At 71.6% G+C, this 26,502-nt stretch carries 20 protein-coding genes and 2 pseudogenes; 10 read left to right on the forward strand and 12 right to left on the reverse strand.

Going from position 1 to position 26,502, the window contains the following annotated elements:
* Window positions 1-24 precede the first annotated feature (24 nt).
* Window positions 25-1,038 carry a hypothetical protein gene (locus ACIRFH_RS20840; protein ID WP_403522694.1) on the forward strand — a complete coding sequence of 338 codons (1,014 nt, stop codon included), beginning with the start codon at window positions 25-27 and terminating at the stop codon, window positions 1,036-1,038.
* A 192-nt stretch (window positions 1,039-1,230) separates the two neighbouring features.
* On the opposite strand, the gene ACIRFH_RS20845 is transcribed toward ACIRFH_RS20840, so the two are convergent.
* The 5 genes from ACIRFH_RS20845 to ACIRFH_RS20865 form a co-directional block, all read right to left on the reverse strand.
* A complete protein-coding gene (locus ACIRFH_RS20845) occupies window positions 1,231-3,360 on the reverse strand; it encodes a 3-hydroxyacyl-CoA dehydrogenase NAD-binding domain-containing protein (protein ID WP_403522697.1) in 2,130 nt (709 codons plus the stop codon).
* Window positions 3,357-4,574 (reverse strand): thiolase family protein, encoded by a 1,218-nt coding sequence (locus ACIRFH_RS20850; RefSeq protein WP_403522700.1) that lies wholly within the window; start codon window positions 4,572-4,574, stop codon window positions 3,357-3,359. The genes ACIRFH_RS20845 and ACIRFH_RS20850 overlap by 4 nt, the downstream gene beginning before the upstream one ends.
* A 309-nt stretch (window positions 4,575-4,883) precedes the next feature.
* A complete protein-coding gene (locus ACIRFH_RS20855) occupies window positions 4,884-6,176 on the reverse strand; it encodes an HRDC domain-containing protein (RefSeq protein WP_403522703.1) in 1,293 nt (430 codons plus the stop codon).
* Between the two features lie 142 nt (window positions 6,177-6,318).
* Window positions 6,319-6,981, reverse strand: coding sequence for a response regulator transcription factor (locus tag ACIRFH_RS20860; protein ID WP_077797935.1), 663 nt, complete (start codon window positions 6,979-6,981; stop codon window positions 6,319-6,321).
* Between the two features lie 603 nt (window positions 6,982-7,584).
* The gene (locus ACIRFH_RS20865) at window positions 7,585-8,262 is read right to left on the reverse strand and encodes a DUF3000 domain-containing protein (protein ID WP_403522706.1); all 678 of its coding nucleotides are present in this window, start codon (window positions 8,260-8,262) and stop codon (window positions 7,585-7,587) included.
* A 184-nt stretch (window positions 8,263-8,446) separates the two neighbouring features.
* Here ACIRFH_RS20865 and hemE point away from each other — a divergent pair, with 184 nt between their 5' ends.
* On the forward strand, window positions 8,447-9,514 hold the full coding sequence (hemE, locus tag ACIRFH_RS20870; RefSeq protein ID WP_403522709.1) for a uroporphyrinogen decarboxylase: 1,068 nt from the start codon (window positions 8,447-8,449) through the stop codon (window positions 9,512-9,514).
* Between the two features lie 124 nt (window positions 9,515-9,638).
* Here hemE and ACIRFH_RS20875 read toward each other — a convergent pair whose 3' ends face one another.
* The gene (locus ACIRFH_RS20875; protein ID WP_403522712.1) at window positions 9,639-10,061 is read right to left on the reverse strand and encodes a hypothetical protein; all 423 of its coding nucleotides are present in this window, start codon (window positions 10,059-10,061) and stop codon (window positions 9,639-9,641) included.
* Window positions 10,062-10,184: 123 nt separating this feature from the next.
* Entirely contained in the window at window positions 10,185-10,790 is a 606-nt protein-coding gene (locus ACIRFH_RS20880; RefSeq protein WP_403522716.1) for a TetR/AcrR family transcriptional regulator, read from the reverse strand.
* Between the two features lie 318 nt (window positions 10,791-11,108).
* Here ACIRFH_RS20880 and ACIRFH_RS20885 point away from each other — a divergent pair, with 318 nt between their 5' ends.
* Both ACIRFH_RS20885 and ACIRFH_RS20890 read left to right on the forward strand, forming a co-directional pair.
* Window positions 11,109-12,764, forward strand: coding sequence for an amidohydrolase (locus ACIRFH_RS20885; protein WP_403522719.1), 1,656 nt, complete (start codon window positions 11,109-11,111; stop codon window positions 12,762-12,764).
* Between the two features lie 97 nt (window positions 12,765-12,861).
* On the forward strand, window positions 12,862-14,331 hold the full coding sequence (locus ACIRFH_RS20890) for a purine-cytosine permease family protein (RefSeq protein ID WP_403522721.1): 1,470 nt from the start codon (window positions 12,862-12,864) through the stop codon (window positions 14,329-14,331).
* Between the two features lie 10 nt (window positions 14,332-14,341).
* Here ACIRFH_RS20890 and ACIRFH_RS20895 read toward each other — a convergent pair.
* Window positions 14,342-14,581, reverse strand: a pseudogene (locus ACIRFH_RS20895) (rhomboid family intramembrane serine protease); the annotation flags it as partial.
* Between the two features lie 51 nt (window positions 14,582-14,632).
* Here ACIRFH_RS20895 and ACIRFH_RS20900 point away from each other — a divergent pair.
* The 5 genes from ACIRFH_RS20900 (at window position 14,633) to ACIRFH_RS20920 (ending at window position 20,011) form a co-directional block, all read left to right on the forward strand.
* Complete coding sequence (locus tag ACIRFH_RS20900) at window positions 14,633-15,043, forward strand: hypothetical protein (protein ID WP_403522727.1); 411 nt, start codon at window positions 14,633-14,635, stop codon at window positions 15,041-15,043.
* 410 nt (window positions 15,044-15,453) lie between these two features.
* Window positions 15,454-16,464: a LuxR family transcriptional regulator gene (locus ACIRFH_RS20905; RefSeq protein WP_403522730.1), complete on the forward strand. Its 1,011-nt coding sequence runs from the start codon at window positions 15,454-15,456 to the stop codon at window positions 16,462-16,464.
* Between the two features lie 186 nt (window positions 16,465-16,650).
* Window positions 16,651-17,844 carry a S8 family serine peptidase gene (locus ACIRFH_RS20910; RefSeq protein ID WP_403522733.1) on the forward strand — a complete coding sequence of 398 codons (1,194 nt, stop codon included), beginning with the start codon at window positions 16,651-16,653 and terminating at the stop codon, window positions 17,842-17,844.
* Window positions 17,845-18,040: 196 nt separating this feature from the next.
* A complete protein-coding gene (locus ACIRFH_RS20915) occupies window positions 18,041-19,201 on the forward strand; it encodes an alkaline phosphatase PhoX (protein ID WP_403522737.1) in 1,161 nt (386 codons plus the stop codon).
* 411 nt (window positions 19,202-19,612) lie between these two features.
* Window positions 19,613-20,011 (forward strand): class I SAM-dependent methyltransferase, encoded by a 399-nt coding sequence (locus ACIRFH_RS20920; protein ID WP_403522740.1) that lies wholly within the window; start codon window positions 19,613-19,615, stop codon window positions 20,009-20,011.
* 65 nt (window positions 20,012-20,076) lie between these two features.
* Here ACIRFH_RS20920 and ACIRFH_RS20925 read toward each other — a convergent pair.
* From ACIRFH_RS20925 to ACIRFH_RS20940, 4 genes and pseudogenes are all read right to left on the reverse strand, one after another.
* Window positions 20,077-20,763: pseudogene (locus ACIRFH_RS20925) on the reverse strand (hypothetical protein); the annotation flags it as partial.
* Window positions 20,764-21,424: 661 nt separating this feature from the next.
* On the reverse strand, window positions 21,425-22,243 hold the full coding sequence (locus ACIRFH_RS20930) for a rhomboid family intramembrane serine protease (RefSeq protein ID WP_403522742.1): 819 nt from the start codon (window positions 22,241-22,243) through the stop codon (window positions 21,425-21,427).
* A 174-nt stretch (window positions 22,244-22,417) separates the two neighbouring features.
* On the reverse strand, window positions 22,418-23,845 hold the full coding sequence (locus tag ACIRFH_RS20935; RefSeq protein ID WP_403522818.1) for an FAD-dependent oxidoreductase: 1,428 nt from the start codon (window positions 23,843-23,845) through the stop codon (window positions 22,418-22,420).
* 33 nt (window positions 23,846-23,878) lie between these two features.
* The gene (locus tag ACIRFH_RS20940; RefSeq protein ID WP_403522745.1) at window positions 23,879-24,856 is read right to left on the reverse strand and encodes a DUF4349 domain-containing protein; all 978 of its coding nucleotides are present in this window, start codon (window positions 24,854-24,856) and stop codon (window positions 23,879-23,881) included.
* 165 nt (window positions 24,857-25,021) lie between these two features.
* On the opposite strand from ACIRFH_RS20940, the gene hemG reads away from it, so the two are divergent.
* Complete coding sequence (hemG, locus tag ACIRFH_RS20945; protein ID WP_403522748.1) at window positions 25,022-26,500, forward strand: protoporphyrinogen oxidase; 1,479 nt, start codon at window positions 25,022-25,024, stop codon at window positions 26,498-26,500.
* Window positions 26,501-26,502 lie beyond the last annotated feature (2 nt).

Genomic DNA, 26,502 nt, shown 5'->3' on the forward strand with positions numbered 1-26,502 from the left:
GGGCGGGCAGCATAGAGTGAGCCTGTGATCGGAGAGTGGCTCATACGCGGTCGTGACGGCCGCCTCAGCATCTACCACGTGACACCCGACGCGGTCCTGTGCCGCGCCGAGCTCGTGCCGGGCGGCGCGTGGGGTGCACCGCGCATCGTGGGCGGGGGGCAGGTGCCGCATCCGGTCCTCGCGCTCGGGCAGGGGGCCGACGGCTATGTGCACCTGGTCTCCTGGCGGCCCGCGGGGCCCGGCCGGTCGAGTCTGGTGCACTCCGTGCATTTCCAGCCGTTGCTGGCCCCGCTGGACTGGGACGACATCGGCCACCCGGCGGGCAAGGGCGACCGCACCAGCCCGCCGGCCGTCGCGGTCGACGGCCACGGCCGGGCGCACGTCTTCGTGCAGGGCGAGGGCGGCGGTCTCACCATGCGTGCCCAGAGCCAGAAGGGCAGCTGGGGCCCGTGGCACGACTTCAAGGCGGCGATCGAGGGCGGGCCCGTCGCGCTGGCCGGGGTGAACGGGGGCATGCAGGCGTACGCGGCCGCTCCCGGCATGCTCATGCACTGGCGTCAGCCGGGTTCCGGCGTGGTGTTCGGCGCGGTGGAGTCGGTGAAGGCCGAGGCCCGTCCGGGCACCCTGCGCGCCCTGGCCACCTCCGACGAGAACACCACGCTCTTCTTCACCGACACGTCCGGCACCCTGTGCGCCTGGCGCCCCGGGGCCGATCCGGTGCCCCTGCTCCCCGCGGCGGGCCCCGGCCCGGTGGCGGCCGTCCGCTGTGAACTCGACGGCCAGGACTGCACGTTGCTGGCCCAGCGCGCCTCCTCCGGCCGGGTCGCCTTCGCGGCGTACCCCGCCGAGCAGGAGCCGGCGGACGTCCGGTGGACCGAGTCCGGGCCACACCTGCCCGCCGACGCCGAGGTCTCCCTCGCCCTGGACGCCGACGGCCGAGTGGTGGCGGCGGCCCTCTCCCCGTCGACGGGACAGCTCCTGCTGGCCCGCCGCACGGACGAGCCGGGCCCGGCGCTCACGGCGTGGCAGACGGTCTGACGCGAGGAAGGCACCCGGCCCCCGCCGCCGGTCCCGAGCGGACGGCGGAGTCTGCGGCGGGCCGGTCGTGTCCGCCGTGGAGGCCTTCCCCCGGTCACCGCGACGAACGGCGGCCGTCGGTGAGCCGGCACGACGCGGAAGAGGGCCCCCGCCTCGGCGGGGGCCCTCTTCACGTACCGGATCGATGCGGCGTCACGCCGGAACCGACGCCACGCCCGGCTCCAGGAACCGCTTCCCGTTCACCCGCTCCGACACGCCCTCGCGGTCCAGGTACGGCGTGATGCCGCCCAGGTGGAAGGGCCAGCCGGCGCCGGTGATCAGGCAGAGGTCGATGTCCTGGGCCTCGGCGACGACGCCCTCGTCGAGCATCAGGCCGATCTCCTGCGCCACCGCGTCCAGGACGCGGGTGCGGACCTGCTCCTGGGTCAGGACGGTGTCGCCCTGCTTCAGCAGCGCGGCGACCTCCGGGTCGAGCTCCGGCTTGCCGCTGTCGTAGACGTAGAAGCCGCGCTTGCCCGCCTCGACGACCGCCTTGAGGTTCGGGGAGACCGTGAAGCGGTCCGGGAAGGCCCGGTTGAGGGTCTCCGAGACGTGCAGGCCGATCGCCGGGCCGACCAGCTCCAGCAGGACCAGCGGGGACATCGGCAGGCCGAGCGGCTCCACCGCCTTCTCCGCGACCTCGACGGGGGTGCCCTCGTCGATGACGTTCTGGATCTCGCCCATGAAGCGGGTCAGGATGCGGTTCACGACGAACGCCGGGGCGTCCTTGACGAGAACGGCCGTCTTCTTCAGCTTCTTGGCCACCGCGAACGCGGTCGCCAGCGAGGCGTCGTCGGTCCGCTCGCCGCGCACGATCTCCAGCAGCGGCAGGATCGCGACCGGGTTGAAGAAGTGGAAGCCGACGACCCGCTCGGGGTGCTTCAGCTTCGACGCCATCTCCGACACGGACAGGGACGAGGTGTTCGTCGCGAGGATCGCGTGCGCCGGGGCGACCGCCTCGACCTCCGCGAACACCTTCTGCTTGACGCCCATCTCCTCGAAGACCGCTTCGATGACGAAGTCGGCGTCCGCGAAGCCCTCGGCCTTGTCCAGGACGCCGGTCACCAGGGCCTTGAGGCGGTTGGCCTTGTCCTGGTTGATCCGGCCCTTGCCGAGCAGCTTGTCGATCTCGGCGTGGACGTAGCCCACGCCCTTGTCGACGCGCTCCTGGTCGATGTCCGTGAGGACGACCGGGACCTCCAGGCGGCGCAGGAACAGCAGCGCCAGCTGGCTGGCCATCAGGCCCGCGCCGACGACGCCGACCTTCGTCACCGGGCGGGCCAGCGACTTGTCCGGGGCGCCGGCGGGGCGCTTGCCGCGCTTCTGCACCAGGTTGAACGCGTAGATGCCGGAGCGCAGTTCGCCGCCCATGATGAGGTCGGCCAGGGCCTGGTCCTCGGCGTCGTAGCCCTGCTGGAGGTCGCCGTTCTTGGCGGCGGCGATGATGTCCAGCGCGCGGTAGGCGGCCGGGGCCGCGCCGTGCACCTTGGAGTCGGCGATGAACCGGCCGCGCGCGACCGCCTGGTCCCAAGCCTCGCCCCGGTCGATCACCGGACGCTCGACGGTGATCTCGCCCTTGAGGACGGACGCCGTCCAGATCAGCGACTGCTCCAGGAAGTCGGCGCCCTCGAAGATCGCGTCCGCGATCCCGAGCTCGTAGACCTGCTTGCCCTTGAGCTGCTTGTTCTGGTTGAGGCTGTTCTCGATGATCACCGAGACGGCCTTGTCCGCGCCGATCAGGTTCGGCAGCAGCGTGCAGCCGCCCCAGCCGGGGACCAGGCCGAGGAAGACCTCGGGCAGGGAGAACGCCGGGAGCGCCGCCGACACGGTGCGGTACGCGCAGTGCAGGCCGATCTCCACGCCGCCGCCCATGGCCGCGCCGTTGTAGTACGCGAAGGTCGGCACGGCCAGCTGGGACAGCCGCTTGAAGACATCGTGGCCGCCCTTGCCGATGGCCAGCGCGTCCTCGTGCCGCTTCAGCAGCTCGACGCCCTTGAGGTCGGCGCCGACCGCGAAGATGAACGGCTTGCCGGTGACGCCGACGCCGACGATGTCGCCGTCCGCGGCCTCCTTCTCGACCTGGTCGATGGCGGCGTCGATGTTCGCCAGCGACTGCGGGCCGAGCGTGGTCGGCTTGGTGTGGTCGTGACCGTTGTCCAGGGTGATCAGGGCGAAGCGGCCCGCGCCCAGGGGCAGGTCGAAGTGGCGTACGTGCGCGCTCGTGACGACCTCGCCGGGGAACAGCTCGGCCGCACCCTTCAGCAGCTCTGCGGTGGTGCTCACTTGTCCCCCTCGAAGTGCGGGTTCTCCCAGATGACCGTCGCGCCCATGCCGAAGCCGACGCACATGGTGGTCAGGCCGTAGCGGACGTGCGGCTGCTCCTCGAACTGGCGGGCCAGCTGCGTCATCAGGCGGACGCCGGAGGAGGCGAGCGGGTGGCCGAAGGCGATGGCGCCGCCGTACTGGTTGACGCGGGCGTCGTCGTCGGCGATGCCGTAGTGCTCCAGGAACGCGAGGACCTGGACGGCGAAGGCCTCGTTGATCTCGAACAGGCCGATGTCGGAGATCGACAGGCCCGCCTGCGCGAGGGCCTTCTCGGTGGCCGGGATCGGGCCGTAGCCCATGACCTCGGGCTCGACGCCCGCGAAGGCGTACGAGACGAGGCGCATCTTGACCGGGAGGTTGTTCTCGCGGGCGAAGTCCTCGCTGGCGATGAGGGAGGCGGTGGCGCCGTCGTTCAGACCGGCCGCGTTGCCCGCGGTGACCCGGCCGTGCACGCGGAACGGCGTCTTCAGGTTCGCCAGGTTCTCCAGCGTGGTGCCCGGGCGCATCGGCTCGTCGGCGGTGACCAGACCCCAGCCCGTCTCGCCGCCCTCTGCGTTGGTGCGGCGCACCGAGACCGGCACCAGGTCGGCCTGGATCTGGCCGTTGGCGTACGCCTTGGCGGCCTTCTCCTGGGAGCGCACGGCGTACTCGTCGGCGCGCCGCTTGGTGATGCTCGGGTAGCGGTCGTGCAGGTTCTCGGCGGTCATGCCCATGAACAGGGCGGACTCGTCGACCAGCTTCTCGCTGACGAACCGCGGGTTCGGGTCCACGCCCTCGCCCATCGGGTGGCGGCCCATGTGCTCGACACCGCCCGCGATGGCGACGTCGTACGCGCCGAAGGCGACCGAGCCGGCCACCGTGGTGACGGCGGTCAGGGCGCCCGCGCACATGCGGTCGATCGAGTAGCCCGGGACCGAGGTGGGCAGGCCCGCGAGGATGCCGGCGGTGCGGCCGATGGTCAGGCCCTGGTCGCCGATCTGCGTGGTCGCGGCGACGGCGACCTCGTCGATCTTCTTGGGGTCGAGACCGGGGTTGCGGCGCAGCAGCTCCCGGATCGCCTTCACGACCAGGTCGTCGGCGCGGGTCTCGTGGTAGATGCCCTTCGGGCCCGCCTTGCCGAACGGGGTGCGGACGCCGTCTACGAAGACGACGTCCCTGACGGTACGAGGCACGATGGCTCTCCTCCAGGGTGCGGGATGGCACTGCACTGCTGCGGCACGCTGAGCGTGCGCTCAGGCCCATGCTACTTATGAGTAACGTAGCTGCCCAGTCCCCCCGGCCCAAGCGGTGAACGTCACACCCGGAGCCGGACGGACCTCACCCCGCCGGCGGTGCCGACGGGGTGAGGGCGGCACGGCTCGTCGCCGACGGGCGGCCCGTCGGCACCGCCGTGAGTCGTCCCGGGCCGGCGATGACACGCCGGCGTCGGCGTCCGCAGGAGTGGGGTGCCGTCGGAGCGGCCCCGCGCGCCGCCGCGTCCGTCAGGCCTGCTCCGTCTCCTGGGCCAGGGCCGCCACCAGGACCGGCGTCACCTGCTCCACCTGCCATGGCCGGGCGCCGTGCGCGGTGAGGGCCGCGGCCACGGAGTCCCGGTCGGCAGGCTTCGGCGGCTCCCAGCAGACCCTGCGCACGGTGTCCGGGGTGATCAGGTTCTCCTGCGGCATGTTCAGTTCCTCGGCCAGCGCCGTCACGCCCGCCCGCGCCGCGGACAGCCGGGCGGCGGCGGCCGGGTCCTTGTCGGCCCAGGCGCGCGGCGGCGGCGGACCGGTCACCGGCTGGCCCGGCTGGGGCAGCTGCGACTCCGTGAGGTCCTTGGCCCGGTCGACCGCGGCCTGCCACTGCTCCAGCTGCCGGCGGTTCACCCGCCCGAAGCCGGCGAGCGCCCCGAGCGCGTGCACGTTGGCCGGCAGGGCGAGCGCGGCCTCCACGATGGCCGCGTCCCCGAGCACCTTGCCGGGGGAGACGTCCCGGCGCTGGGCGATCCGGTCCCGGGCCTGCCACAGCTCCCGGACGACGGCGAGCTGCCGGCGCCGGCGCACCTTGTGCATGCCGGACGTGCGGCGCCACGGCTCCTTGCGGGGCTCGGCCGGCGGGGCCGAGGCGATCGCGTCGAACTCCTGCCGGGCCCACTCCAGCTTGCCCTGCCGGTCCAGCTCCTTCTCCAGCGCGTCGCGCAGGTCGACGAGGAGCTCGACGTCGAGGGCGGCGTAGCGCAGCCACGGCTCGGGCAGCGGGCGGGTCGACCAGTCGACGGCCGAGTGGCCCTTCTCCAGGACGAAGCCCAGTACGTTCTCGACCATCGCGCCGAGGCCGACCCGGGGGAAGCCGGCGAGTCGCCCGGCCAGCTCGGTGTCGAACAGGCGGGTGGGGACCATCCCTATGTCCCGCAGGCAGGGCAGGTCCTGGGTGGCCGCGTGCAGCACCCACTCGGCGTCGGAGATCGCCGCGCCCAGCTCCGACAGGTCGGGGCAGGCCACGGGGTCGATGAGCGCGGTGCCCGCGCCCTGGCGGCGCAGCTGCACCAGGTAGGCGCGCTGGCCGTAGCGGTAGCCGGAGGCGCGCTCGGCGTCGACGGCGACGGGGCCGCTGCCGGCGGCGAAGGCGGCGGTCACCTCGGCGAGGGCGGCCGCGTCGGCGATCACCGGCGGAACGCCCTCGCGCGGTTCGAGCAAGGGTGTCGGCGCCTGACTCACAGAAGATCCGGCGTCGTCCGGAGGGGCGCCTCCGGTGGTTCGCAGTGAATGGTCTGCTGCGGTTTCGTGGGCGTCGGTCACCGGTCAAGGGTATCGGTGTATGCGCGGCGCCCGCCGACGGAACGTTCCGTCGGCGGGCGCCGGGGGGTCGTAAACCGGACAGGTCAGTGAAAGTTCGGGCTCATGGAGGATGCGGCCGGGGAGCGGGCGGGGATCGGGGCGGTCAGTGGATGATGCCGGTCCGCAGGGCGACCGCCACCATGCCGGCGCGGTCACCCGTGCCGAGCTTGCGGGCGATGCGGGCCAGGTGGCTCTTGACGGTCAGGGCGGACAGGCCCATGGAGACGCCGATCGCCTTGTTCGACTGGCCCTCCGCGACCAGTCGCAGCACCTCGACCTCGCGGCCGGAGAGCTCGCGGTAGCCGCCCGGGTGGCTCGGGGCGCCCGGGGGGCGGCGGTGCAGTCGGGCGGCGGCGCCGCCGATGGGTGCGGCACCGGGCCGGGTGGGGAGCCCGATGTTGGTGCGGGTGCCGGTGACGACGTAGCCCTTGACGCCGCCGGCGAGGGCGTTGCGGACGGCGCCGATGTCGTCGGCGGCGGACAGGGCGAGCCCGTTGGGCCAGCCCGCGGCGCGGGTCTCGGACAGCAGGGTGAGGCCGGAGCCGTCGGGGAGATGGACGTCCGCGACGCAGATGTCGCGGGGGTTGCCGATGCGGGGACGAGCCTCCGCGACGGACGAGGCCTCGATGACGTCGCGCACACCGAGCGCCCAGAGATGGCGGGTGACGGTGGAACGGACGCGCGGGTCGGCCACGACCACCATGGCGGTCGGCTTGTTCGGGCGGTAGGCGACCAGGCTTGCGGGCTGCTCGAGGAGAACGGACACCAGGCCTCCTGGGGTGTGGGGACGGGACCGGCTCCGTGGGGGGTGAAGCCGGGACGAACCGTGCTTTCAAGGTCACAGTCGTCTTCGGCAACGAACCCGTCCGCCTTTAGGGAATGATCACGATCTGGTGAGTAACAATCCGAGCAATTCGGACACGCGGTCGATCATTCGAAGATCGAACGGTTTCAATCTCTGTCGATACGAGGCCGAAAGTGGCCGTATCGACAAAGTGACCGAAGGTTCGGTGCGCGGGCGTCCACGGCGTGACCGGCCGTGCGCCGGCTCCTGGTGGCAGTGCGGTCCTGATGACGGGGCCACGGCCCTGACGGGACCACCGTGACCACGCTCCTGGCAGGACCACGGTCCTGACGGAATCGCGGTCCCAGGTCCTGTCGTCAAACTCCCGTCGTCCGCCCGGAGGGCGGGTCTGGCGGCGTCAGGTGCGTGCTCCGGGGGTCACCCCGGCCGGAGGCTGGAGGAGTGCCGGCCCCTGACCCTCGTACGGGACGTACTCGGGTCAGGGGCCGGTGCGGCGAGTGGGGGCACCCCCTCTGGGAGAGCGTGCAGGGCGGCGCCGGGCGGACGGGAGTCTGACGACAGGGCCTAACGGGAGTGCGGTCCGCGCCGCTGCGGCAGCGTGACGATCGACGCGTCGCCCGGACCGGCCGGCGGCAGTCCGGCGACCTGGGCCAGCAGGTCGCACCACGACGCGAGGTGGGCGGCGGTGTCAGGCACCCCGCCCAGGCCCTCGCGGGGCGTCCAGGACGCGCGGATCTCGATCTGCGAGGCGGACGGACGCGTCGACAGCCCGCCGAAGTAGTGCGAACTCGCCCGCGTGACGGTGCCGCTGGGCTCGCCGTAGGCCAGGCCGCGTGCCTGGAGGGCGCCCGTGAGCCAGGACCAGCACACCTCCGGCAGCAGCGGGTCCGCGGCCATCTCCGGCTCCAGTTCGGCGCGCACCAGGGTGACCAGCCGGAAGGTGCCCCGCCAGGCGTCGTGCCCGGCCGGATCGTGCAGCAGCACCAGACGCCCGTCGGCCAGGTCCTCGTCGCCGTCGACGACCGCGGCCTCCAGCGCGTACGCGTACGGCGCGAGGCGCTGCGGCGCACGGGTCGGCTCCACCTCGACCTGCGGCCGCAGCCGCGCGGTCTGGAGCGCGTCGACGGCGGCCGTGAACGGCGGCGGTGCCGCACCGCCCGGTTGCCGCCCGCCCTCCTTGGTGTCCTTCGGTTCGTCCATTCCGCCAGCGTCGTCCGACAGTCGTCCCTGAGCCGCAGCCATGCGGGGAAGATTAAGCGGAACGGCGTCCCGGCGCAGGGAGGGACACCCGCGTGCGGGCGCGATGTCCGGATCCCGCGGTCCCGCGGGGGCGCGCCGGGCCCCCGGTGCGGGTGTGCGCGCCCCGGCCCGGCGTGCCCGCACCCGAGAGCCGGGGCGGTCCCGGGGGCATGCGAGACTTGCCGCTGTGAGTGCCAACCAGAGCCCCGCGGGCAAGCAGCCGACCGCCACGTACGACTCCGCTTTCCTCAAGGCGTGCCGGCGTGAGCCGGTGCCGCACACGCCCGTGTGGTTCATGCGGCAGGCCGGGCGCTCGCTGCCGGAGTACCTCAAGGTGCGCGAGGGCATCCCGATGCTCGAGTCCTGCATGCGGCCGGAACTGGTCGCCGAGATCACCCTCCAGCCCGTGCGCCGGCACGGCGTGGACGCGGCGATCTACTTCAGCGACATCGTCGTCCCGCTCAAGGCCATCGGCATCGACCTCGACATCAAGCCGGGTGTCGGCCCGGTGATCGAGAAGCCGATCCGCACCCGCGAGGACCTGGAGCGGCTGCGCGACCTGACCCCCGAGGACGTCTCCTACGTCACCGAGGCGTACGGCCTGCTCACCCGGGAGCTCGGCGCGACCCCGCTGATCGGCTTCGCGGGCGCCCCGTTCACCCTCGCGAGCTACCTCGTGGAGGGCGGCCCGTCCCGCAACCACGAGCACACCAAGGCGCTCATGTACGGCGACCCGCAGCTGTGGGCCGACCTGCTGGACCGGCTCGCCGACATCACGGCCGCCTTCCTCACGGTGCAGATCGAGGCGGGCGCGAGCGCCGTCCAGCTCTTCGACTCCTGGGTCGGCGCCCTCGCCCCCGCGGACTACCGCCGCTTCGTGCAGCCCGCCTCCCGCAAGGTCTTCGAGGCCGTCGCCGGGTACGGCGTGCCGCGCATCCACTTCGGTGTGGGCACCGGCGAGCTCCTCGGCGACATGGGTGCGGCCGGTGCGGACGTCGTCGGCGTCGACTGGCGCGTCCCGCTGGACGAGGCCGCCCGCCGCGTCGGCCCCGGCAAGGCGCTCCAGGGGAACCTGGACCCCGCCGTCCTCTTCTCCTCCCCGCAGGCGGTCGAGGCCAAGGCCGACGAGGTCCTCGACGCGGCGGCGGGCCTGGAGGGCCACGTCTTCAACCTCGGTCACGGCGTCCTGCCGTCCACCGAGCCGGACGCGCTGACCCGGCTCGTGGAGTACGTCCACACCCGGACCGCCCGCTGACCCCACGCACCACCCGCGCGGCGCGCGTCCCGGCCCGACGGGGCCGGCGGCGGGCGCCGCGCGCGGATGACGGGCCGTCACGCACGTCCGGCCGGGCGCCCGGAGCCCGTGACGCGCCCGTGGGTCAGGCGGCGAACAGCAGGGCGACGACCTGGGCGAGGAAGAGTCCCCCGTAGAAGCAGACCGGGGTGGGCGAGAACGCCGCCTTCACCGCCCCCGCGCGTTCGCGGCCCGCGTCCACGTCCATCGCGAACGGCTCCACCGCCACCTCCGGACGCCGCACCCGGTCGTACAGGCGCCGGTACAGGCGTTCGCGGTACATGAAGTAGCCGTCCAGGAGCCAGAACGCCAGGACCGGCACCAGACTGACCAGCGCGAGGGCCCGGTCCTCGGTGCGGACGGCGAACGCGAGCAGCGCGCCGGTGACCGTCAGCGACCAGCCCTTGATCAGGAACGAGTTGTTGCCCATCCGGGCCACGGTCATCTGGATCAGCTCGAGATGCTTGATCCGGCCTTCGCCCAGCGCCGGGCCGTCCCCCGCCGTCATCGGTCCCCCCAAGCCGTCGACCAGTCCGACCCGGAGCATACCCACCGGCCCGTACGGCAGTTGACGCTCACCGGCATGCAGGCGCCGTCGTGCCGACCGCCTCGAGCCGGCGCGGGCCGGGGCTCACTTCGTGCCGAGGACGCCGGCGACGGCGGCGTGGAGCATGGAGCCGCGGCTCTGGGAGTCGCCCCAGCGGACGAGGCTCTGCGCGTTCAGCCCGTCGACCATTCCCAGGATCTGCCAGGCGGCGGCGCCGGGGTCGGGGGGATGGAACTCGCCGGATGCCGTGCCGCGCTGGATCACGGCGAGAATCAGTTCCTGCCAGGCGTCCATCTCCGTGCGGACGGCGTTCGCGAGGGCCTCGTTGCGCAGGCCGTGGGCCCAGGCTTCGACCCAGACCAGGGTGACGTCGTCCCGGCTCGGGTCGATCATCGTGTCCAGGAGGGCGTCCATGCTCGCCGCGGCGCTGTCGGACGACGCGACGAGGGCGGCCACTTCCCGGCGTTCGTCGGCGACGATCCGTTGGAAGGTGTCGGCGACGAGGCGGTCCATGCTGTCGATGTAGTGCGCGACGAGTGCGGGAGCGACTCCCGCGCGGGCGGCCACCGCACGCAGCGTCAAGGCACCGATTCCGGCCTCGACGGCGAGAGAGTACGCCGCGGCGAGGATATCGGCGGCCCGTTCCTGCGGGGACTTTCTGCGGGCACGTGGTCGATCGACTGTTGACATGGTGCGGGCACCCTACTACTTTCGGCCGGGCTGTTGACCACCCAATCAATAGCGGTCGTCACGAACGCGGGGGAGCCGGCCGTCACCCGCGTCCTCGACATGAGGTTCCCGGAGGGGCAGCGCTGGGCGAACCCGGCGGCGGTCGTGCTCGATCCGGGCGCACATCGCGCCGATGTCCTGGCGGACAACTCCGCGAAGAGCACCACACGCCCGCACCTCGTGGTGAGCGTCCGACGCTTGCCCATTCCGGTGACCGAGAACCGCCGCCCGACCGACTCGCATCGGAACGGTCCGCATTCGATCAAAGAGGATCCGCACATGCCCGAGAGCACTGTCTACGTCAACGCCGTCGTCTTCGACGGGCTCGTCGACGGTCCGCGCCACGAGGCCTTCGCGGTGCGTGGCGAGCGGTTCCTCGCCGTCGGCTCCGCGGACGAGGTGCGGGCGGCGGCGGGTGCGGACGCCACCGAGGTGGACCTCGGCGGGGCGTTCGCGATGCCCGGAGTGATCGAGGCGCACGCGCACCTGTCGATGTTCGGCCACGCGCAGGGGAAGGTGCAGTTGCGCGATTGTGCGACCGTCGAGCAGATCCAGCAGCGGCTCCTGGAGGCCCGTCGCGAGAACCCGGACGCCGTGCGGATCGAAGGGGTGGGCTGGCTGTTCGACGCGCTGCCCGAGGGCGTCTCGCAGCCGACCGCGGCGATGATCGACGCGGTGATCGACGACATCCCGGTGTTCCTCGACGCGAACGACCTGCATTCGACGTGGGTGAACTCGGCGGCGCTGCGGGCCGTAGGCGTCGACCGCGACACCGCCGATCCGATCGGCGGCGAGGTGGTGCGCGATGCGCACGGGGAGCCGACCGGTTTCCTCCTCGAGACGGCGGCGTTGGACCTCGTGCTGCCGTACCTCGAAAGCGTCGCCACGGACCATGAGCATGACGCGTTCCTGGCACGCGCGTTCGATGCCTATCTCAAGGCCGGGGTGACCGGGGCCGTGGACATGGGGATGGGTGAGAGCGCCCTGACCGCACTGCGCCGTCTGCTGGACCGGGACGGCCGTCTGCCGTTCCCCGTGTCCGCGCATTGGCTGATCGGTTCGACCGGCGACGCCGCCGCCGATCTCGCGCAGGTGGAGCGGGCCGTGCGGCTGCGCGACGAGTTCGCCGCCGACGGCACGCCGTGGCTGCGGATCTCCGGCATCAAGCTCATCCTCGACGGCGTGATCGACGCGTGCACCGCGGCCATGGTGCGTCCTTACGCCGACGGGACGAACGCGGATCCGATCTGGAACCGTGAAGCGGTGATGCCGGTCGCGATCGCCGCGGACCGAGCGGGCCTGCAGCTCGCGATGCACGCGATCGGCGACGCGGCGAGCGCGCTCGCGGTCGACATCGTCGTCGCGTGCGAACAAGCGAACGGCGCGGACGCGTCGCGCCGCCCCCGTATCGAGCACCTCGAGTCGGTGGCCCCGGAGACGGTCGCCCGGATGCGCGCGCACGGCGTCGTCGCCTCGATGCAGCCGGTGCACTGCGATCCGGCGATCCTCGACAACTGGACGGCCGTCCTCGGCGACCGGCGCGCCGAGGACGGATTCCCGTGGAACTGGTTCCGCGATGCCGAGGTGCCGCTCGCGCTCGGCACGGACGCCCCCACGGCGCCGCACGAGGCGCTGCACAACCTGTTCATCGCGATGTCCGGCCGCTCGACGCTCGACCCCGAGCGGGCGCCGTACCACCCCGAGCGCGCGTTCACCGCCGCGCAGGCGCTCGCCGCCGCCACCAGCGGAGCGGCGTTCGCCGGGCGGATCGACGATGCGTACGGGCGCATCGCCCCCGGGTTCTACGCCAACGCCGCGGTGCTCGATCTCGATCCGCTCTCCCGGCCGGCCGACGACCTGCTGTCCGCCTCCGTCCTGCTCACCCTCGTCCACGGCGACGCCGCCTACCGCGCACCCGCGGGAAGCGACCGCTGAGGCCCCCGACCTCACCCGGGATCCCTGTCACCCGATTCACTGCGTCCCCGCTCACCCGCATCGGCGCGGACCGGAGAATCTTGCTGGAAGGCACACCATGTCCGAGACATCTGCCGCTTCCGACAACCCGCAGCGGGAGTCCAGCCCGCCCCGACACGAGTTCCTCGACACGGCGACCGCCCCCGAAACCCGCGGCATCGAGATCGTCGAGGACGGCGAGCGGCACGGGAAGGCGCGCGACCTCTTCTTCGTCTGGTCGGCGCCCAACGTCAGTGTGCTGAACCTCACCGTGGGGGCGTCGTTGACGATCGTCCTCGGCCTCGAGATCTGGCAGGGGCTGCTCGTGCTGCTCGCCTCCTCGGTCCTGGCGGCCCTGCCCGGCATCGTGGCGATCTCCGGTCCCGCGGCCGGCACCTCCGGCTCGGTGATCCAGCGCGCGATCTACGGCATCCGCGGCAACAAGATCGTGGTCGCCTTCTACGGGTGGTTCATCTCCGGCGTGTTCCTCGCCCTGAACTGGGTCGCCGCCGCCTTCATGGGCGCCGAGCTCCTCATGCGGTGGGGCTTTCCCGACCGCACGGCCGCGCTCATCCTCGTCGCCGTCGTCACCGCCGCGATCACCGTGCTCGTCGCCATCTACGGGCACGGCCTGATCCTGCGCGCCTACATGGGCATCGCGATCGCGCTGTCCGTGATCTTCGCCGCGGTCCTGGGGTTCATCGCCCCCTCGATCGACTGGGGCTTCGCACAGCCCGAGCCGCTGAGCGGCCTGCCGCTGTGGTCCAGCCTCACGATCGCCTTCGCGCTGCTCTCCTCCTCCCCGCTCTCGTTCAGCAACAGCGCCGACATGGCCCGCTACCTGCCGCGTGACACGAAGCCGTCGCGCATCATCGGCGCCACCACCCTGGGCAATCTGTTCCCCGGCATGCCCATCACCGCGTTCGGGATCGTCCTCGGCGGCACCGTGGGGGCCGAGAGCCTCGAGAGCGGCATCGAGTACTCGCTGCTGGAGAAGCTGCCGTCCTGGCTCGCCCCGGTCTTCGTCCTCGGGGTCATCGTGAACACGATCGCGCTCAACGGCATGACCACGTACACCGCCAGCATGGCGCTGCAGTCCATCGGCGTGCCGATCCGGCGGATACCCTCGGCGATCCTCATCGGCGTGCTCGGCACGGCCTTCACGATCGTCCTCGTGCTGTCGTCGAGCCTGATCGACGCGATCAACCTGATGCTCCAGTTCCTGCTCGTGATCTCCGCCCCCACGATGGCCGTGTACGTGGCCGACATCGCGCTTCGCCGCAATCGCTACGACGGACGCGACCTGTTCGACGAGCGCCCCGGCGGGAAGTTCTGGTACACCGGCGGCTTCGGCGGCCCCGGCCTGATCTCCGTCGTCGCCGGCGCGGTCGCCACCGCCCTGTTCCTCTCGACCACCGCCTGGATCGGACCGCTCGGCGCCGCCCTCGGCGACCTCGACCTCTCCGTGCCCGTCGGCATGCTCGTCTCGGCCGCGCTGTACGCGCTGCTGGCCGGTCCGGGCATCCGCAAGCAGACGGCCTCCCGCTGACACAGCGCCCCTACGGGGCCCGCCGTCCGAAGAGGACGCCGCGCGGCTCCGGGGGTGGGGGAGTGCCGGGTTTGAGGGGCCAGGCGAGGAGCATGCCGGCCGCGAAGCCGACGACGTGGGCCATGTAGGCGACGGTGCCGGCGTCGGAGACGCCCTGGCCGGCGGAGTAGAACGCCTGGAGGACGAACCACAGGCCCAGCACGATCCAGGCCGGCAGGCGCAGGGGCAGGAAGATCAGGAAGGGGACGAGGAAGACGGGATCCTCCTCGTGGCGGGCCCCATCGAACCAGCGTGGAGCACCGTGATCGAGACCAGCGGCGGCACCGGCCTGATCGGCGCCGGCCACTGTGTTCTCCTCGAACTGTGCACCCCCGAGCAGCCCGCGGTGACCGTGTTCAAGAACCCCGACCAGATCGAGCTGCTGTATGCCGATCTCGACGACAACCGGGCCGGCCTGGACATCGCCGGCGGACGCAGGTGGGGCACCTTCGGTCACGTATCCGGAGCGCTGCACGAGGCGGGCTTCACCGCGGACGGCGGCCTGCACGACACGCTCAGCGGCCACCCGTGCAACGACCTGGCACGCCATGCGATCAACGCGGCCACCGGCCTGAGCGCGCTCGAGGCAGGCGCCACAGGGTGGGTCTCCGGCATCGTCCCCACCGCGACCGCCTCGCGGCAGATCGACCGAAGCCGCGCTCTCTGGCGATAGAGCCCCCCATCAGTCTGTGTGCCTCCTGTTTGCCTCGGACATCGGGAGCCGGGGGCGCACGGCATAGCCGAACCGTTCTCCTCGCCAAGATCGACTCATTTCCCCTTTTGGCACCAGTTTCACACCCGATGCATGGGATGGCCAAGGTGATCGTGGCGCGCTGTCGCCCTGTGAACTCGATGGTCTTCGCGCCCCTGAAACACCTCTCCTGAGCCGACATGGCGGCCGCACGCATGACTGACTCCCGAACTGTGCCCTGCGGGTGATCCGCCCGATGGGCGCGGCCGGCCGCAACCTTGCCCGCGGGTGCCACCCGCGTCAGCCGTAAAGCCCACACCCTCGCAGAAGCTGAACCGAGCGTCCTGCGGCGCCGGTGACACAGCCATGTCGATGGCACTATGGTGCCGCGAATGCCGCGTGACCCGCGTTCCCTGCCGAGCCAGCTCACCGTCCTCGGACTGTCATCCGACGAGGCTGCTCTCTACGCCGAGTTGCTGACGCGTCCGCCGGAGCCGCTGGATGCCCGGGCGGGGTTGTTCGACGGCGACAAGGACGGCGAGCGGCTTGCGTCGGCATGCGAAGGGCTGGTGACGCTCGGGCTGGTGGAGGCTCCTGGCAGCGTTGGTGGCCCGATAGTACCGATGCCTCCGGCAACCAGCCTGGAGATCCTCGCGCGGCTGCGCACCGCCGAGGTGGACCGGGCGCGGTTGGCGGCCTGCGGGGCGTATCAGGGGTTCCGGCGGCAAAAGCTGAGTGCGGCAGCGGGATCGGCGGTCGAGTGCGTCACCGGTGCAGATGCCATCGAGCACCGGATCAACGAGGCGCTGAACGGGGCTCGCAGGGAAATCCGGATGCTCGACTCGCCGCCCTACTTCCGCCCCGCCCGCCTGGGGACGGATCAGACGGTCGCGTTGCTTGCCCGTGGGGTCGCCCACCGCACCGTGTACTCGCGGGCCTCCTTGGAGCACGCCGGGAACTTCACGGCCAATGTCGAGCCCTGCCTGGAATCCGGTGAGCAGGCGCGCTTCGTCGAGGTGGTGCCGGTGAAATTGACACTGGTGGATGACGACCTGGCGCTGGTGTCTTCGTCTCTGGCGGAGGCCGATGTCAACCTCGCGCTGCTGCTGGTCCGGTCCGGTGGGCTGCTGTCAGCGCTGTCCGCCCTGTTCGAGTCCGTCTGGGAGCGGGCCCTGCCGCTGCCGCACCGCGGCATGGGGCTCGTCCCGGCCACCGCGCTGCACCCCGTGGAACGACGCATCCTCACTCTTCTGGCGGCGGGGGTGAGCGACGTCCACATCGTTCGGGAGATCGGCATCAGCAGGCGGACTTTCTACCGGCGGCTGGAGCTTTTGATGGCCAAGGCCGGGGCCACGTCCCGCTTCCAGTTGGCGCTGCGGGCGCGCGAGCGGGGATGGCTGTGAGCCGGCAGGCGTGAACAGCAGGCACGCTCGGCGAAGGTGCGCGCTCACGACCGAGCGGTGCGTCCGTGGCACAGGGGTGCCACGGGCACGGAGGTGCCGTCCGGTCCGGCTCCCTCCTGCTAGAACTACGGCCGCCCCTCAACGCCGGCCGTCCCCGTGGCCGACACCCTGGATGGAGGCAGTGCCATGACATGGACCAGAGCCGCCGTCGCCGCGTGCGCGGTGCTCGCCATCACCGCGGTCGTGATCCCCAACGCTGCGTCAGCGCCCATAGTTCATGGGGAGATACGCGCGGGGAACGCACCGGACGGGATCGACGGCAGATACATCGTCGTCCTCGAGGATTCCGCCCACGACCGTGGACACCAGCAGGTCACCACCATCGCCCACGCGCTGACCCAGCGCTACGGAGGAAAGGCGCACCGGAAGTTCAGCACAGCACTGGACGGCTTCACGCTGAGTGCCGCCACGGACCAGGCACAGCGTCTGGCCGCCGATCCGGCCGTCGCATACGTGGAGCAGGACCGCCTCGTCCACGGCGACACCACACAGAACGACGCGGCCTGGGGTCTGGACCGGGTGGACCAGCGCTCGCTGCCTCTGAGCACCACCTACTCGTACGCGAGGACGGGCAGCGGTGTGACCGCGTACATCATCGACTCCGGTATCCGGATCAGCCATCAGGACTTCGGCGGCCGGGCCTCCTACGGCTACGACTTCGTGGACAACGACTCCTCCGCCAGTGATTGTCATGGGCATGGCACTCACGTCGCCGGGACCGTGGGCAGCCGAACCTATGGCGTCGCCAAGGAGGTCTCCCTGGTTGCCGTCCGCGTCCTCAACTGCGAGAACAGCGGAACCAGTTCCGACGTCATCGCCGGATACGACTGGGTGGCCCAACACGCGAACCGCCCGGCCGTGGCGAACGTCAGCATCGGCGGCAGCCCGAGCTTCGCCAAGGACGACGCGGTGAAGGGCATGATCCGAGCCGGAGTGACGGTCGCGGTCTCCGCCGGCAACAACGACACCAGCGCCTGCGAGCAGTCCCCGGCCCGGTTGCCGGAGGCGATCACAGTGGCCGCCACCACGAGCAGTGACGCCCGGTGGTCGAGTTCCAACTACGGTTCCTGCGTCGACATATTCGCCCCCGGCTCCTCGGTCCGCTCGCTCAGCAGCAGCAGCGACACCGGCACCGCCACGATGACCGGAACATCGATGGCCACTCCGCACGTGACCGGCGCGGCAGCGCTGTACCTGTCCCGCAACGCTTCCGCCTCCCCGGCCCAGACCACCTCCGCCCTGATGTCCGAGGCCACCACCGGCAAGGTGACGAACACCAGCGGATCACCCAACCGTCTTCTGTACACGCCGTCGCTCTGAGCCGACAGCCCCCACTGGCCGGCCTCGAGCCTCGCCCCGCTCCGGGCCAGCCGATGCCTCCAGGCCGGTTCGAAGACCATCCCTCGCCCCGGCCGGTCCCGGCGGACCTCCCTTCGGTGCGGTCAGCCGGGCCGGAGGAACGGTCCGCAGTCCTCGCTGTGATGCGCCGACATCACCAATGACCTTGGAGTGCCGAATGGAACGTCGCAATTTCCTGCGTGCAGTGGTCGCAGGCACCTCCACCACCGCCCTCAGCTTCACCCTCTGGCAAGGGGCTGCCTCGGCGGCCCCCGCACAGCCCGGTGCCGGCCCGTACGGGCCGCTGGGAACCGCAGACGCCAACGGCATCCAACTGCCCAGTGGATTCACCAGCCGGGTGATAGCGAGGTCCGGCCAGCGGGTCGGCTCCACGTCCTACACCTGGCACCCGGCTCCCGACGGCGGCGCCTGCTACGCGGACGGCACCGGCTGGATCTACGTCTCCAACTCGGAGGTTGCCTCGACCGGCGGCGCGAGCGCGGTCAAGTTCGACTCCTCCGGTTCGATCGTCTCCGCCTACCGCATCCTGTCCAACACCAACCGCAACTGCGCAGGTGGCAAGACCCCATGGAACACCTGGCTCTCCTGCGAGGAGGTCAGCCGCGGCTACGTCTACGAGACCGACCCGTGGGGCGCAAAGTCCCCCGTCCGCCACAGCGCCATGGGCCGCTTCAACCACGAGGCGGCCGCCGCCGACCCGATCCACAAGGTGATCTACCTGACGGAGGACGAGCCAGACGGCTGCCTCTATCGCTTCGTGCCCTCTACCTGGGGCAACCTGTCCTCCGGCACACTCCAGGTCCTGAAAGCAGGCACCTCGACATCGGGCTCGTTCACCTGGGCGAATGTGCCCGACCCCTCCGGCTCGTCCACCGCCACCCGCAATCAGGTGTCCGGCGCCAAGCGCTTCAGCGGCGGAGAAGGCTGCTACTACGCCAACAACAAGGCCTACTTCACCACCAAGGGCGACAACCGGCTCTGGCAGCTCAACCTCGACTCCAGCACCTACGAACTGGCCTACGACGACTCCCTCGTCACCAACGGCACACCCCCGCTGACCGGGGTCGACAACATCACCGGCACCACGGGCGGTGACCTCTTCGTCGCCGAGGACGGCGGCAGCATGGACATCTGCGTGATCACCCGTGAAGGCGTCGTGGCACCGTTCTTGCGCATCATCGGCCAGTCGTCGTCCGAGATCTGCGGCCCAGCCTTCTCTCCCGACGGCAGACGCCTGTACTTCTCCAGTCAGCGCGGCACCACCGGCAGCTCCTCCGGCGGCATCACCTACGAGGTCAGCGGCCCGTTCCGAGCCTGACGCGGACTCCGCCCCCTCGGGCAGGCCGGCAGGGCTCAGACACGAACCCGGGCCGACGACACCATCGTCGGCCCGGACAGGCTCGTACTCGACTTCGACCGCACCCTGTGGGGCGACCCGGCGGCAGACTGGACCATCCGTATGGCGGCGGCAAAGCAGGACGGGAGGAGCGCGTTCTGGAAGCCTATGGCCCGAAGGATGCCTCTTCCAGCGCCGTGCTCCGGGCGCGGATCTACGAGGCCGTGCATCTCGGCGCCATCCGCCTTGAGCGCCATCGTCTCGGCAACCATGCGGGTGTGACGGACAGCTATAGGGCAATGTCGCAGGTTCCCCTGCCAAACGTACGCATCGGCCGATCGTGGCTGTCCCTCACTCGTGCCTACGCGTGTGCCGCCTCGTCCGGCTGCGATCGTGAACGCGCTTCCCCGCCAGCCGCACACCCGTGTCCTCGAAATCGGATGCGGGCCTGGGGTGGCGGCACGAGCGGTGGCAGCCCGGCCGGACACTGGTTACATTCTGGCCATCGACAGGTCCGCTACCGCCATCGCCCAGGCGCGAGCAGCCGCGGCAGACGAGATCAAGTCCGGGCGCATGAGTGTTCGCCAGGTCGCCGCCGAAGACTTCGTCCTGCAGGCTCACGAGGAGCCGTACGACCTCGTGTTCGCCGTTCGTGTCGGTGCCCTCGACGGGCGACATCCCGAGGCTGGTCAGCGGGCGCTCCGGCGCATTGCCCTGGCGACCAAGGCAGACACCCGGCTCTTCGTCGATGGCGGCGATCCGCTTCGTGAGCTACCCACCCCGCGGTCTTGAGCTGACGATTCGTTGGAACCAACGTCTTGAAGCGTGCTGGTGGCGGACCCGGTCAGCTGGAGGTGCTGAGCAGTTGTCCGGAGGTGTTCTGGGAAGAAGGGGTCGTCGAGACGCGCGTCGGTGACGCGGTCGCGTACATCGGTGAGAAGCCAGCCCAGCAGCTCGGCAGTGGCGTGGTACTCACCGTAGAAGCCCATGCGTAGGTCGGTGATCTCGGACTCGAACATCACGTCGTCAACGAGGTCTGCCAGGTGCGTATCGGCAGCCGGGGTATGGGTCGCGGTCCATATGTCCAGCCAAGGACGCAGGCTGTCGGTGGCGACGGTGATGACGCTGAGGGCTTCCCTGGCGGGCACCGGGCTGGGATGGGTGTGCAGAGTGCTCTGCCACCAGGCGGACCAGACGTCGCGAAGAGCCTCGGTCAAGGGCGCCTCCCAGGTGGTCCAGCCCGCCTGAACCAGACGGGAGGCGATGAGCTCCTCGTCGACGTGGAGCCGGCCGGTGACGAGGGGGCGGATGATGCGCGGGACGAGGCGGCGGTAGAGACGCGGGAAGTCGTCCCAATGATCGGGTACCTCTGCGGCGACCGAGGACACCAGGTTGTCGGGTACGAGGTGCAGCGGCCCGGAGAGTTCGGCGAGGTCCTGCTCGGCGTAGCAGTACGTGCACCCTGCGACGAGGAAGGGCTCTTCTGAGGCGAAGGTGCGATCCAGGACATCGAGAACTGTCATGAGCTGCTCGGAGCAAGACATGAAGACCTGCCGGGGGACTCCGCCCGGGCGACCGGCGAAGATCGCAGGTTATCAGAGTCCGTGCCCAGTCTCACGCTCAATGTCCTGATGGTGCGAGCTGAGCGTCCGAGTGGCCAAGTGGGCTGCGTAGTGGCCGTCTGAAGTGCTCAGTCACAAACAGCCGTTCCAGTCACCCGCGAAGTACGGAACTGATACTCCAGCAGCGGATCGTCTCCTGAGCTGGCGATTGTCGTTGTCCCGGCGTGGAGGGCATGACTGAAGTCGGTTGCTGGTCCGACGTGTTGGAGTCGGTTACCGGATGACAGGCAAACGAGCAGGTCAACCGGCATGTCCCGGAGCATTTACGGGACATCGTCCATAGAGGGTGGGCTCTTCACGTAGTGAGGGGAAACGCGCGAAGGCGGGATCGTGGGCGGCGGTGTTCCTCGCCGGGCCTCCCGCGCCGGGCTTCAAGAAGCCCTCATGGGCTTCCGTCATCAGCTGTTGGCCCATCAGGCAACTCGGCCTCTGGCCAGCGTAAGCCCTGCCATAGAGGCAAAGTGCTGGCAAGGCATGCGGATGGTTGAATCGCTCAATGAACGGCGGACCGATGTCGGATTGCATCAGTGCAATTGCGAACTTTCTCGATCGTTCTCCGTGTTGCCGCTTACCCGGAAGGCTCCTACGGGGCCCGCCGGGCCCGCCGTCCGAAGAGGATGCCGCGCGGCTCCGGGGGTGGGGGAGTGCCGGGTTTGAGGGGCCAGGCGAGGAGCATGCCGGCCGCGAAGCCGACGACGTGGGCCATGTAGGCGACGGTGCCGGCGTCGGAGACGCCCTGGCCGGCGGAGTAGAACGCCTGGAGGACGAACCACAGGCCCAGCACGATCCAGGCCGGCAGGCGCAGGGGCAGGAAGATCAGGAAGGGGACGAGGACCCAGACGCGGGCCCTCGGGTACAGCACCAGGTACGCGCCGAGGACGCCGGCGATCGCCCCGGAGGCGCCGATCAGGGGGGTGGTGGAGGAGGGGTTCGTGAGGGCGAATCCGTACGCGGACGCGTAGCCGCACACGCCGTAGAACAGCAGGTAGCGCAGATGGCCCATGCGGTCCTCGACGTTGTTGCCGAAGATCCACAGGAAGAGCATGTTGCCCAGCAGGTGCGGCCAGCCGCCGTGCAGGAACATCGCCGTCAGGACGCTCAGCTCGGGCGACTTGTCGTAGTCCGGCGGACCGATCACACACCCCGGCCCCCGCGGGCCCACCCCGGTCTCGCCGGTCGGCACCAGCCGGGGCAACCGGTGCTGCAGCAACTCCTGGGGCACCGCCGCGTAGTGGTCCAGGAACGCCTGGAGATGGCACATCTGCGCGAGACTGCCCTCGCCCGTCACGGAACCGGTCATGCCGGGGGTGAACAGGAACACCAGGACGTTCGCGAGGATCAGGGCATACGTCACCCAGGGCGTGCGGCGCGCCGGGTTCACGTCATGGACGGGGATGACCACGGGACACTACTGCCCGCCTGGCGGCCGATGAATCGGCACGTCCCCTGAACGCCCCCGTCCGTGGGTGAGTGGGTCCTCTCGACCGCCCGCGGTCCGGGAAAGGCGGGACGCGGGGCGACGCGAGGACCGGGCGGTGGGCGAACGGAGCGGCGGCACGGTGAGGGCAGGCGGTCCTCAGCGCCGCTCCTCCACCGCCCGCGCCGCCTTGCGGGCCGCCACCAGCACCGGGTCCCACACCGGGGAGAACGGCGGCGCGTACCCCAGGTCCAGGGCGGTCATCCGCTCCACCGTCATCCCGGCCGTGAGGGCCACCGCGGCGATGTCGACCCGCTTGCCCGCGCCCTCACGACCGACGATCTGCACACCGAGCAGCCGTCCGGTGCGCCGCTCGGCGAGCATCTTCACCGTCATGGGGGAGGCGCCCGGGTAGTACCCGGCGCGGCTGGTCGACTCGACGGTGACCGACACGAACCGCAGCCCCGCCCGCAGCGCGTCCTTCTCGCGCAGCCCGGTCCGCGCGATCTCCAGGTCGCAGACCTTGCTGACCGCCGTGCCGACCACACCCGGGAACGTGGCGTAACCGCCGCCCGCGTTGGTGCCGATGACCTGCCCGTGCTTGTTGGCGTGCGTGCCCAGCGGAATGTGCCGCTCCTGACCGGAGACCAGGTCGAGCACCTCCACGCAGTCGCCGCCGGCCCAGATGTTCTCGTGCCCGCGCACGCGCATCGCCAGGTCGGTCAGCAGCCCGCCGTGGGCGCCGAGCGGCAGACCGGCCCGGGCGGCGAGCGAGGTCTCGGGGCGCACGCCGATGCCGAGCACCACCACGTCCGCCGGGTACTCGGCGTCCTCGGTGGCCACCGCCCGGACCCGGCCGTCGTCCCCCGTCAGCACCTTGGTGACCTCGGCGTCGTTCACCATGGTGATGCCGAGGCCCTCCAGCGCCTCGTGCACCATCCGGCCCATGTCCGGGTCGAGCGTGGACATCGGTTCCCGGCCGCGGTTGACGACCGTCACCTCGTAACCGCGGTTGATGAGCGCCTCGGCCATCTCCACGCCGATGTACCCGGCCCCGACGACCACCGCGTGCCGGCCCCGCGTGCGGGCCAGCGTGTCGAGCAGCGCCTGCCCGTCGTCCAGGGACTGCACCCCGTGCACGCCGGGCGCGTCGGCCCCCGGCATGTCGGGGCGGATCGGGCGGGCGCCGGTCGCGATCACGAGCTTGTCGTACGGCGTCCAGCTCTCCGCGCCCGAATCGACGTCACGCGCGCGCACCCGCCCGCCGTCGACGTCGATCTCCGTCACCTCGGTGCGCATCCGCAGGTCGATGCCGCGCGAACGGTGCTCCTCGGGCGTACGGGCGATCAGCCGGTCCCGTTCGGGGACGTCACCGCCGACCCAGTAGGGGATGCCGCACGCCGAGAACGAGCTGAAGTGGCCGCGTTCGAACGCGACGATCTCCAGCTCGTCCGGGCCCTTCAGCCGGCGCGCCTGCGACGCCGCTGACATCCCCGCGGCGTCGCCGCCGATCACGACCAGCCGCTCCCGCGCACCGCCCGCACCGCTCGGCCTGCCCGCACCACTCGCCCTGCCCGCACCGCTCATGCTCATGCGAACACGCTACGGGAGCGCGGCATTTCAGCCCTCCTCGCCCGTCCCTCCGGCGGGCGTGTTCCCCGGTACCGGCCGGGCCGTCGGCAGCGGGCCGACCGCCGTCGGCACCGGCGGGGTCTCGGGACGGCGCGGCAGCCGGGGCCGCACCACCCGCAGCCACAGCAGCACGAGCAGCGCCGCCACCGCGGCGAACGGCAGGACCGCGCCGAACACCATCGCCACCCAGCGCAGCATCGTCACGAACGCGTCCCAGCCGCCCGCCAGCGCGTCCGTGAACCCCGGATCGTCGTCCTTCGCCGCCTCTTTCCTCACCGGCGTCTCGGACAGGGAGAGGGTGATGGTGGCCAGATTGGTGCGGTCCTTCAGGGACGCCTGCCGGGCGAGCAGCGACTCCAGCTCGGCCTGACGGGAGCTCAGTTCGCCCTCCAGCGCCACCACGTCGCTCAGCTTGGTGGCGCGGTCCATCAGCTCGCGCACCCGGGCCACGCTGGCGCGCTGCGAGGTGATGCGGCTCTCGACGTCCACGACCTGGTCGGTGACGTCCTCCGCCTTCGCGTTGCGCTCCAGGAGCTTGCCGGCGCCCTCCAGTCCGGACAGGACGTCCTGGTACGCGTCGACGGGCACGCGCAGGACGAGCCGGGTCCGTTCACGGCCGTCCCCGTCCCGGCTGGTGGTCTCGTCGCCGACGTAACCGCCCGCCTCCTCGGCCGCGGTGCGCGCCTCCTCCAGCGCCTTGGGAACGCTCTTGACCTGGACCGTCAGGGAGGCGGTGCGGATGATGCGGCTCGCGGCGGCCTTCGGCGGCGCGGTCGCCCCGGAGCGGTCCGACTCCGCGCCCGCCGCGCCCTTGCCGTTGCCGTCGTTCGCCGGGGCGGCCGCCTTGGCGTCGCTCGCGCCGCCGGAGTCGTCGGTGCCGGCACTGCATCCGGTGAGCGTGAGGACCGCGGCCAGCAGGACGGCGGTCGCGGCCGGGACGGCTCGCAGGGAAGGTGGTGTACGCACAGGGCCCCCTGGGGTCGGTGTCGTCTGTCGTCCCTATGACGCCGCGAGGGGCCCGGGCGACGGCGCGGAACGGTCCCGAAGTGGTCACGGTCCGGACTCACAGCTGATCACGCGGCACCCGGCCCGACGGTCCCCCCGACGGTGGGGTCTGAGAGGCTGGGGGGCATGTGCGCAAGCGAGATCCCGGCGGGCACGACACCCGCGGACACGGGGCACGTCGTCGTCATCGGGGCCGGTATCGCCGGCCTGGCCGCCGCCCACCGGCTGCTGGAGCGCGGGGCCCGCGTGACCGTGCTGGAGGCCTCCGGCCGCGTCGGCGGCAAGCTGCTGCCCGGCGAGATCGCCGGGGTCCGGGTCGACCTCGGCGCCGAGTCGATGCTGGCCCGCCGCCCCGAGGCCGTCGGTCTCGCCCGCGACGTCGGACTCGTCGACCGCCTCCAGCCGCCGGCCACCGCGTCGGCCTCGCTGTGGACCCGCGGCGCCCTGCGCCCCATGCCCAAGGGCCACGTCATGGGCGTCCCCGGCACCGCCGCCGCCCTGGCCGGCGTGCTGTCGCCGGAGGGCCTCGCCCGCATCGAGCGCGACGCCGAGCTGCCCCGCACCGAGGTCGGCGACGACGTGGCGGTGGGGGAGTACGTGGCGGCGCGCCTGGGCCGCGAGGTCGTCGACCGGCTCGTCGAGCCGCTGCTGGGCGGGGTCTACGCGGGCGACGCGTACCGCATCTCGCTGCGCTCGGCCGTCCCCCAGCTCTTCGAGGCCGCCCGCACCCACACCTCCCTCACCGAGGCGGTGCGCGCCCTCCAGGGCCGCACGGCCACCTCCCCGCCGAGCGGCCCGGTGTTCATGGGCATCGAGGGCGGCGTCGGCACCCTGCCGCTCGCGGTCGCGGAGTCGGTGCGGGCGCGGGGCGGCGAGATCGTCACCGGGGCACCCGTGACGGAGCTGCGCCGCACCGCCCCGGACGGCTGGCGGATCGTCGCCGGCGACCGGGTGCTGCACGCCGGCGCGGTCGTCGTCGCCGTGCCCGCCCGCCCCGCCGCCGAGCTGCTGCGCGCCGAGGCACCCGCCGCCGCGGCCGAGCTGTCCGCGGTGGAGTACGCCTCGATGGCCCTGATCACCCTCGCCTACCGCCGTTCCGACGCCGCCGCGCTCCCCGAGGGCAGCGGCTTCCTCGTGCCGCCGGTCGACGGGCGCACCATCAAGGCGTCCACCTTCGCCTCCCGCAAGTGGGGCTGGATCGCCGACGAGAACCCGGACCTGGTCGTCCTGCGCACCTCGGTGGGCCGGTACGGCGAGACGGAGATCCTCGGCCGCGACGACGACGGGCTCGTCGCCGTGTCCCGGCACGACCTGGAGGAGGCCACCGGCCTGGCCGCCGCGCCGGTCGCCACCCGCGTCACCCGCTGGCAGGACGGCCTGCCCCAGTACCCCGTCGGCCACCACGCGCGCGTGGCCCGTGTCCGCGACCACGTCGCGAAGCTCCCCGGCCTCGCCGTCTGCGGTGCCGCCTACGACGGCGTCGGCATCCCGGCGAGCATCGCGAGCGCCTACGCCGCCGTGGACCAGCTCCACGGCGACACGGACGGTGTGGAGCAGCTCACCGCCCACCCGGTGCAGAGCCTGCACGGCGGAGCGGGAGAATAGGA

Source organism: Streptomyces sp. NPDC093586, assembly GCF_044764905.1.
Classification (GTDB): Bacteria; Actinomycetota; Actinomycetes; order Streptomycetales; family Streptomycetaceae; genus Streptomyces.

What these genes read in the sequence shown, in the direction of transcription:
- ACIRFH_RS20865 (WP_403522706.1), bottom strand. Translation starts at nt 8,262, where the DNA reads ATGGCTGCGGCTCAGGGACGACTGTCGGACGACGCTGGCGGAATGGAC.
- ACIRFH_RS20875 (WP_403522712.1), bottom strand. Translation starts at nt 10,061, where the DNA reads ATGACGGCGGGGGACGGCCCGGCGCTGGGCGAAGGCCGGATCAAGCAT.
- ACIRFH_RS20880 (WP_403522716.1), bottom strand. Translation starts at nt 10,790, where the DNA reads ATGTCAACAGTCGATCGACCACGTGCCCGCAGAAAGTCCCCGCAGGAA.
- ACIRFH_RS20885 (WP_403522719.1), top strand. Translation starts at nt 11,109, where the DNA reads ATGCCCGAGAGCACTGTCTACGTCAACGCCGTCGTCTTCGACGGGCTC.
- ACIRFH_RS20890 (WP_403522721.1), top strand. Translation starts at nt 12,862, where the DNA reads ATGTCCGAGACATCTGCCGCTTCCGACAACCCGCAGCGGGAGTCCAGC.
- ACIRFH_RS20905 (WP_403522730.1), top strand. Translation starts at nt 15,454, where the DNA reads ATGCCGCGTGACCCGCGTTCCCTGCCGAGCCAGCTCACCGTCCTCGGA.
- ACIRFH_RS20910 (WP_403522733.1), top strand. Translation starts at nt 16,651, where the DNA reads ATGACATGGACCAGAGCCGCCGTCGCCGCGTGCGCGGTGCTCGCCATC.
- ACIRFH_RS20915 (WP_403522737.1), top strand. Translation starts at nt 18,041, where the DNA reads ATGGAACGTCGCAATTTCCTGCGTGCAGTGGTCGCAGGCACCTCCACC.
- ACIRFH_RS20935 (WP_403522818.1), bottom strand. Translation starts at nt 23,845, where the DNA reads ATGAGCGGTGCGGGCAGGGCGAGTGGTGCGGGCAGGCCGAGCGGTGCG.
- hemG (WP_403522748.1), top strand. Translation starts at nt 25,022, where the DNA reads ATGTGCGCAAGCGAGATCCCGGCGGGCACGACACCCGCGGACACGGGG.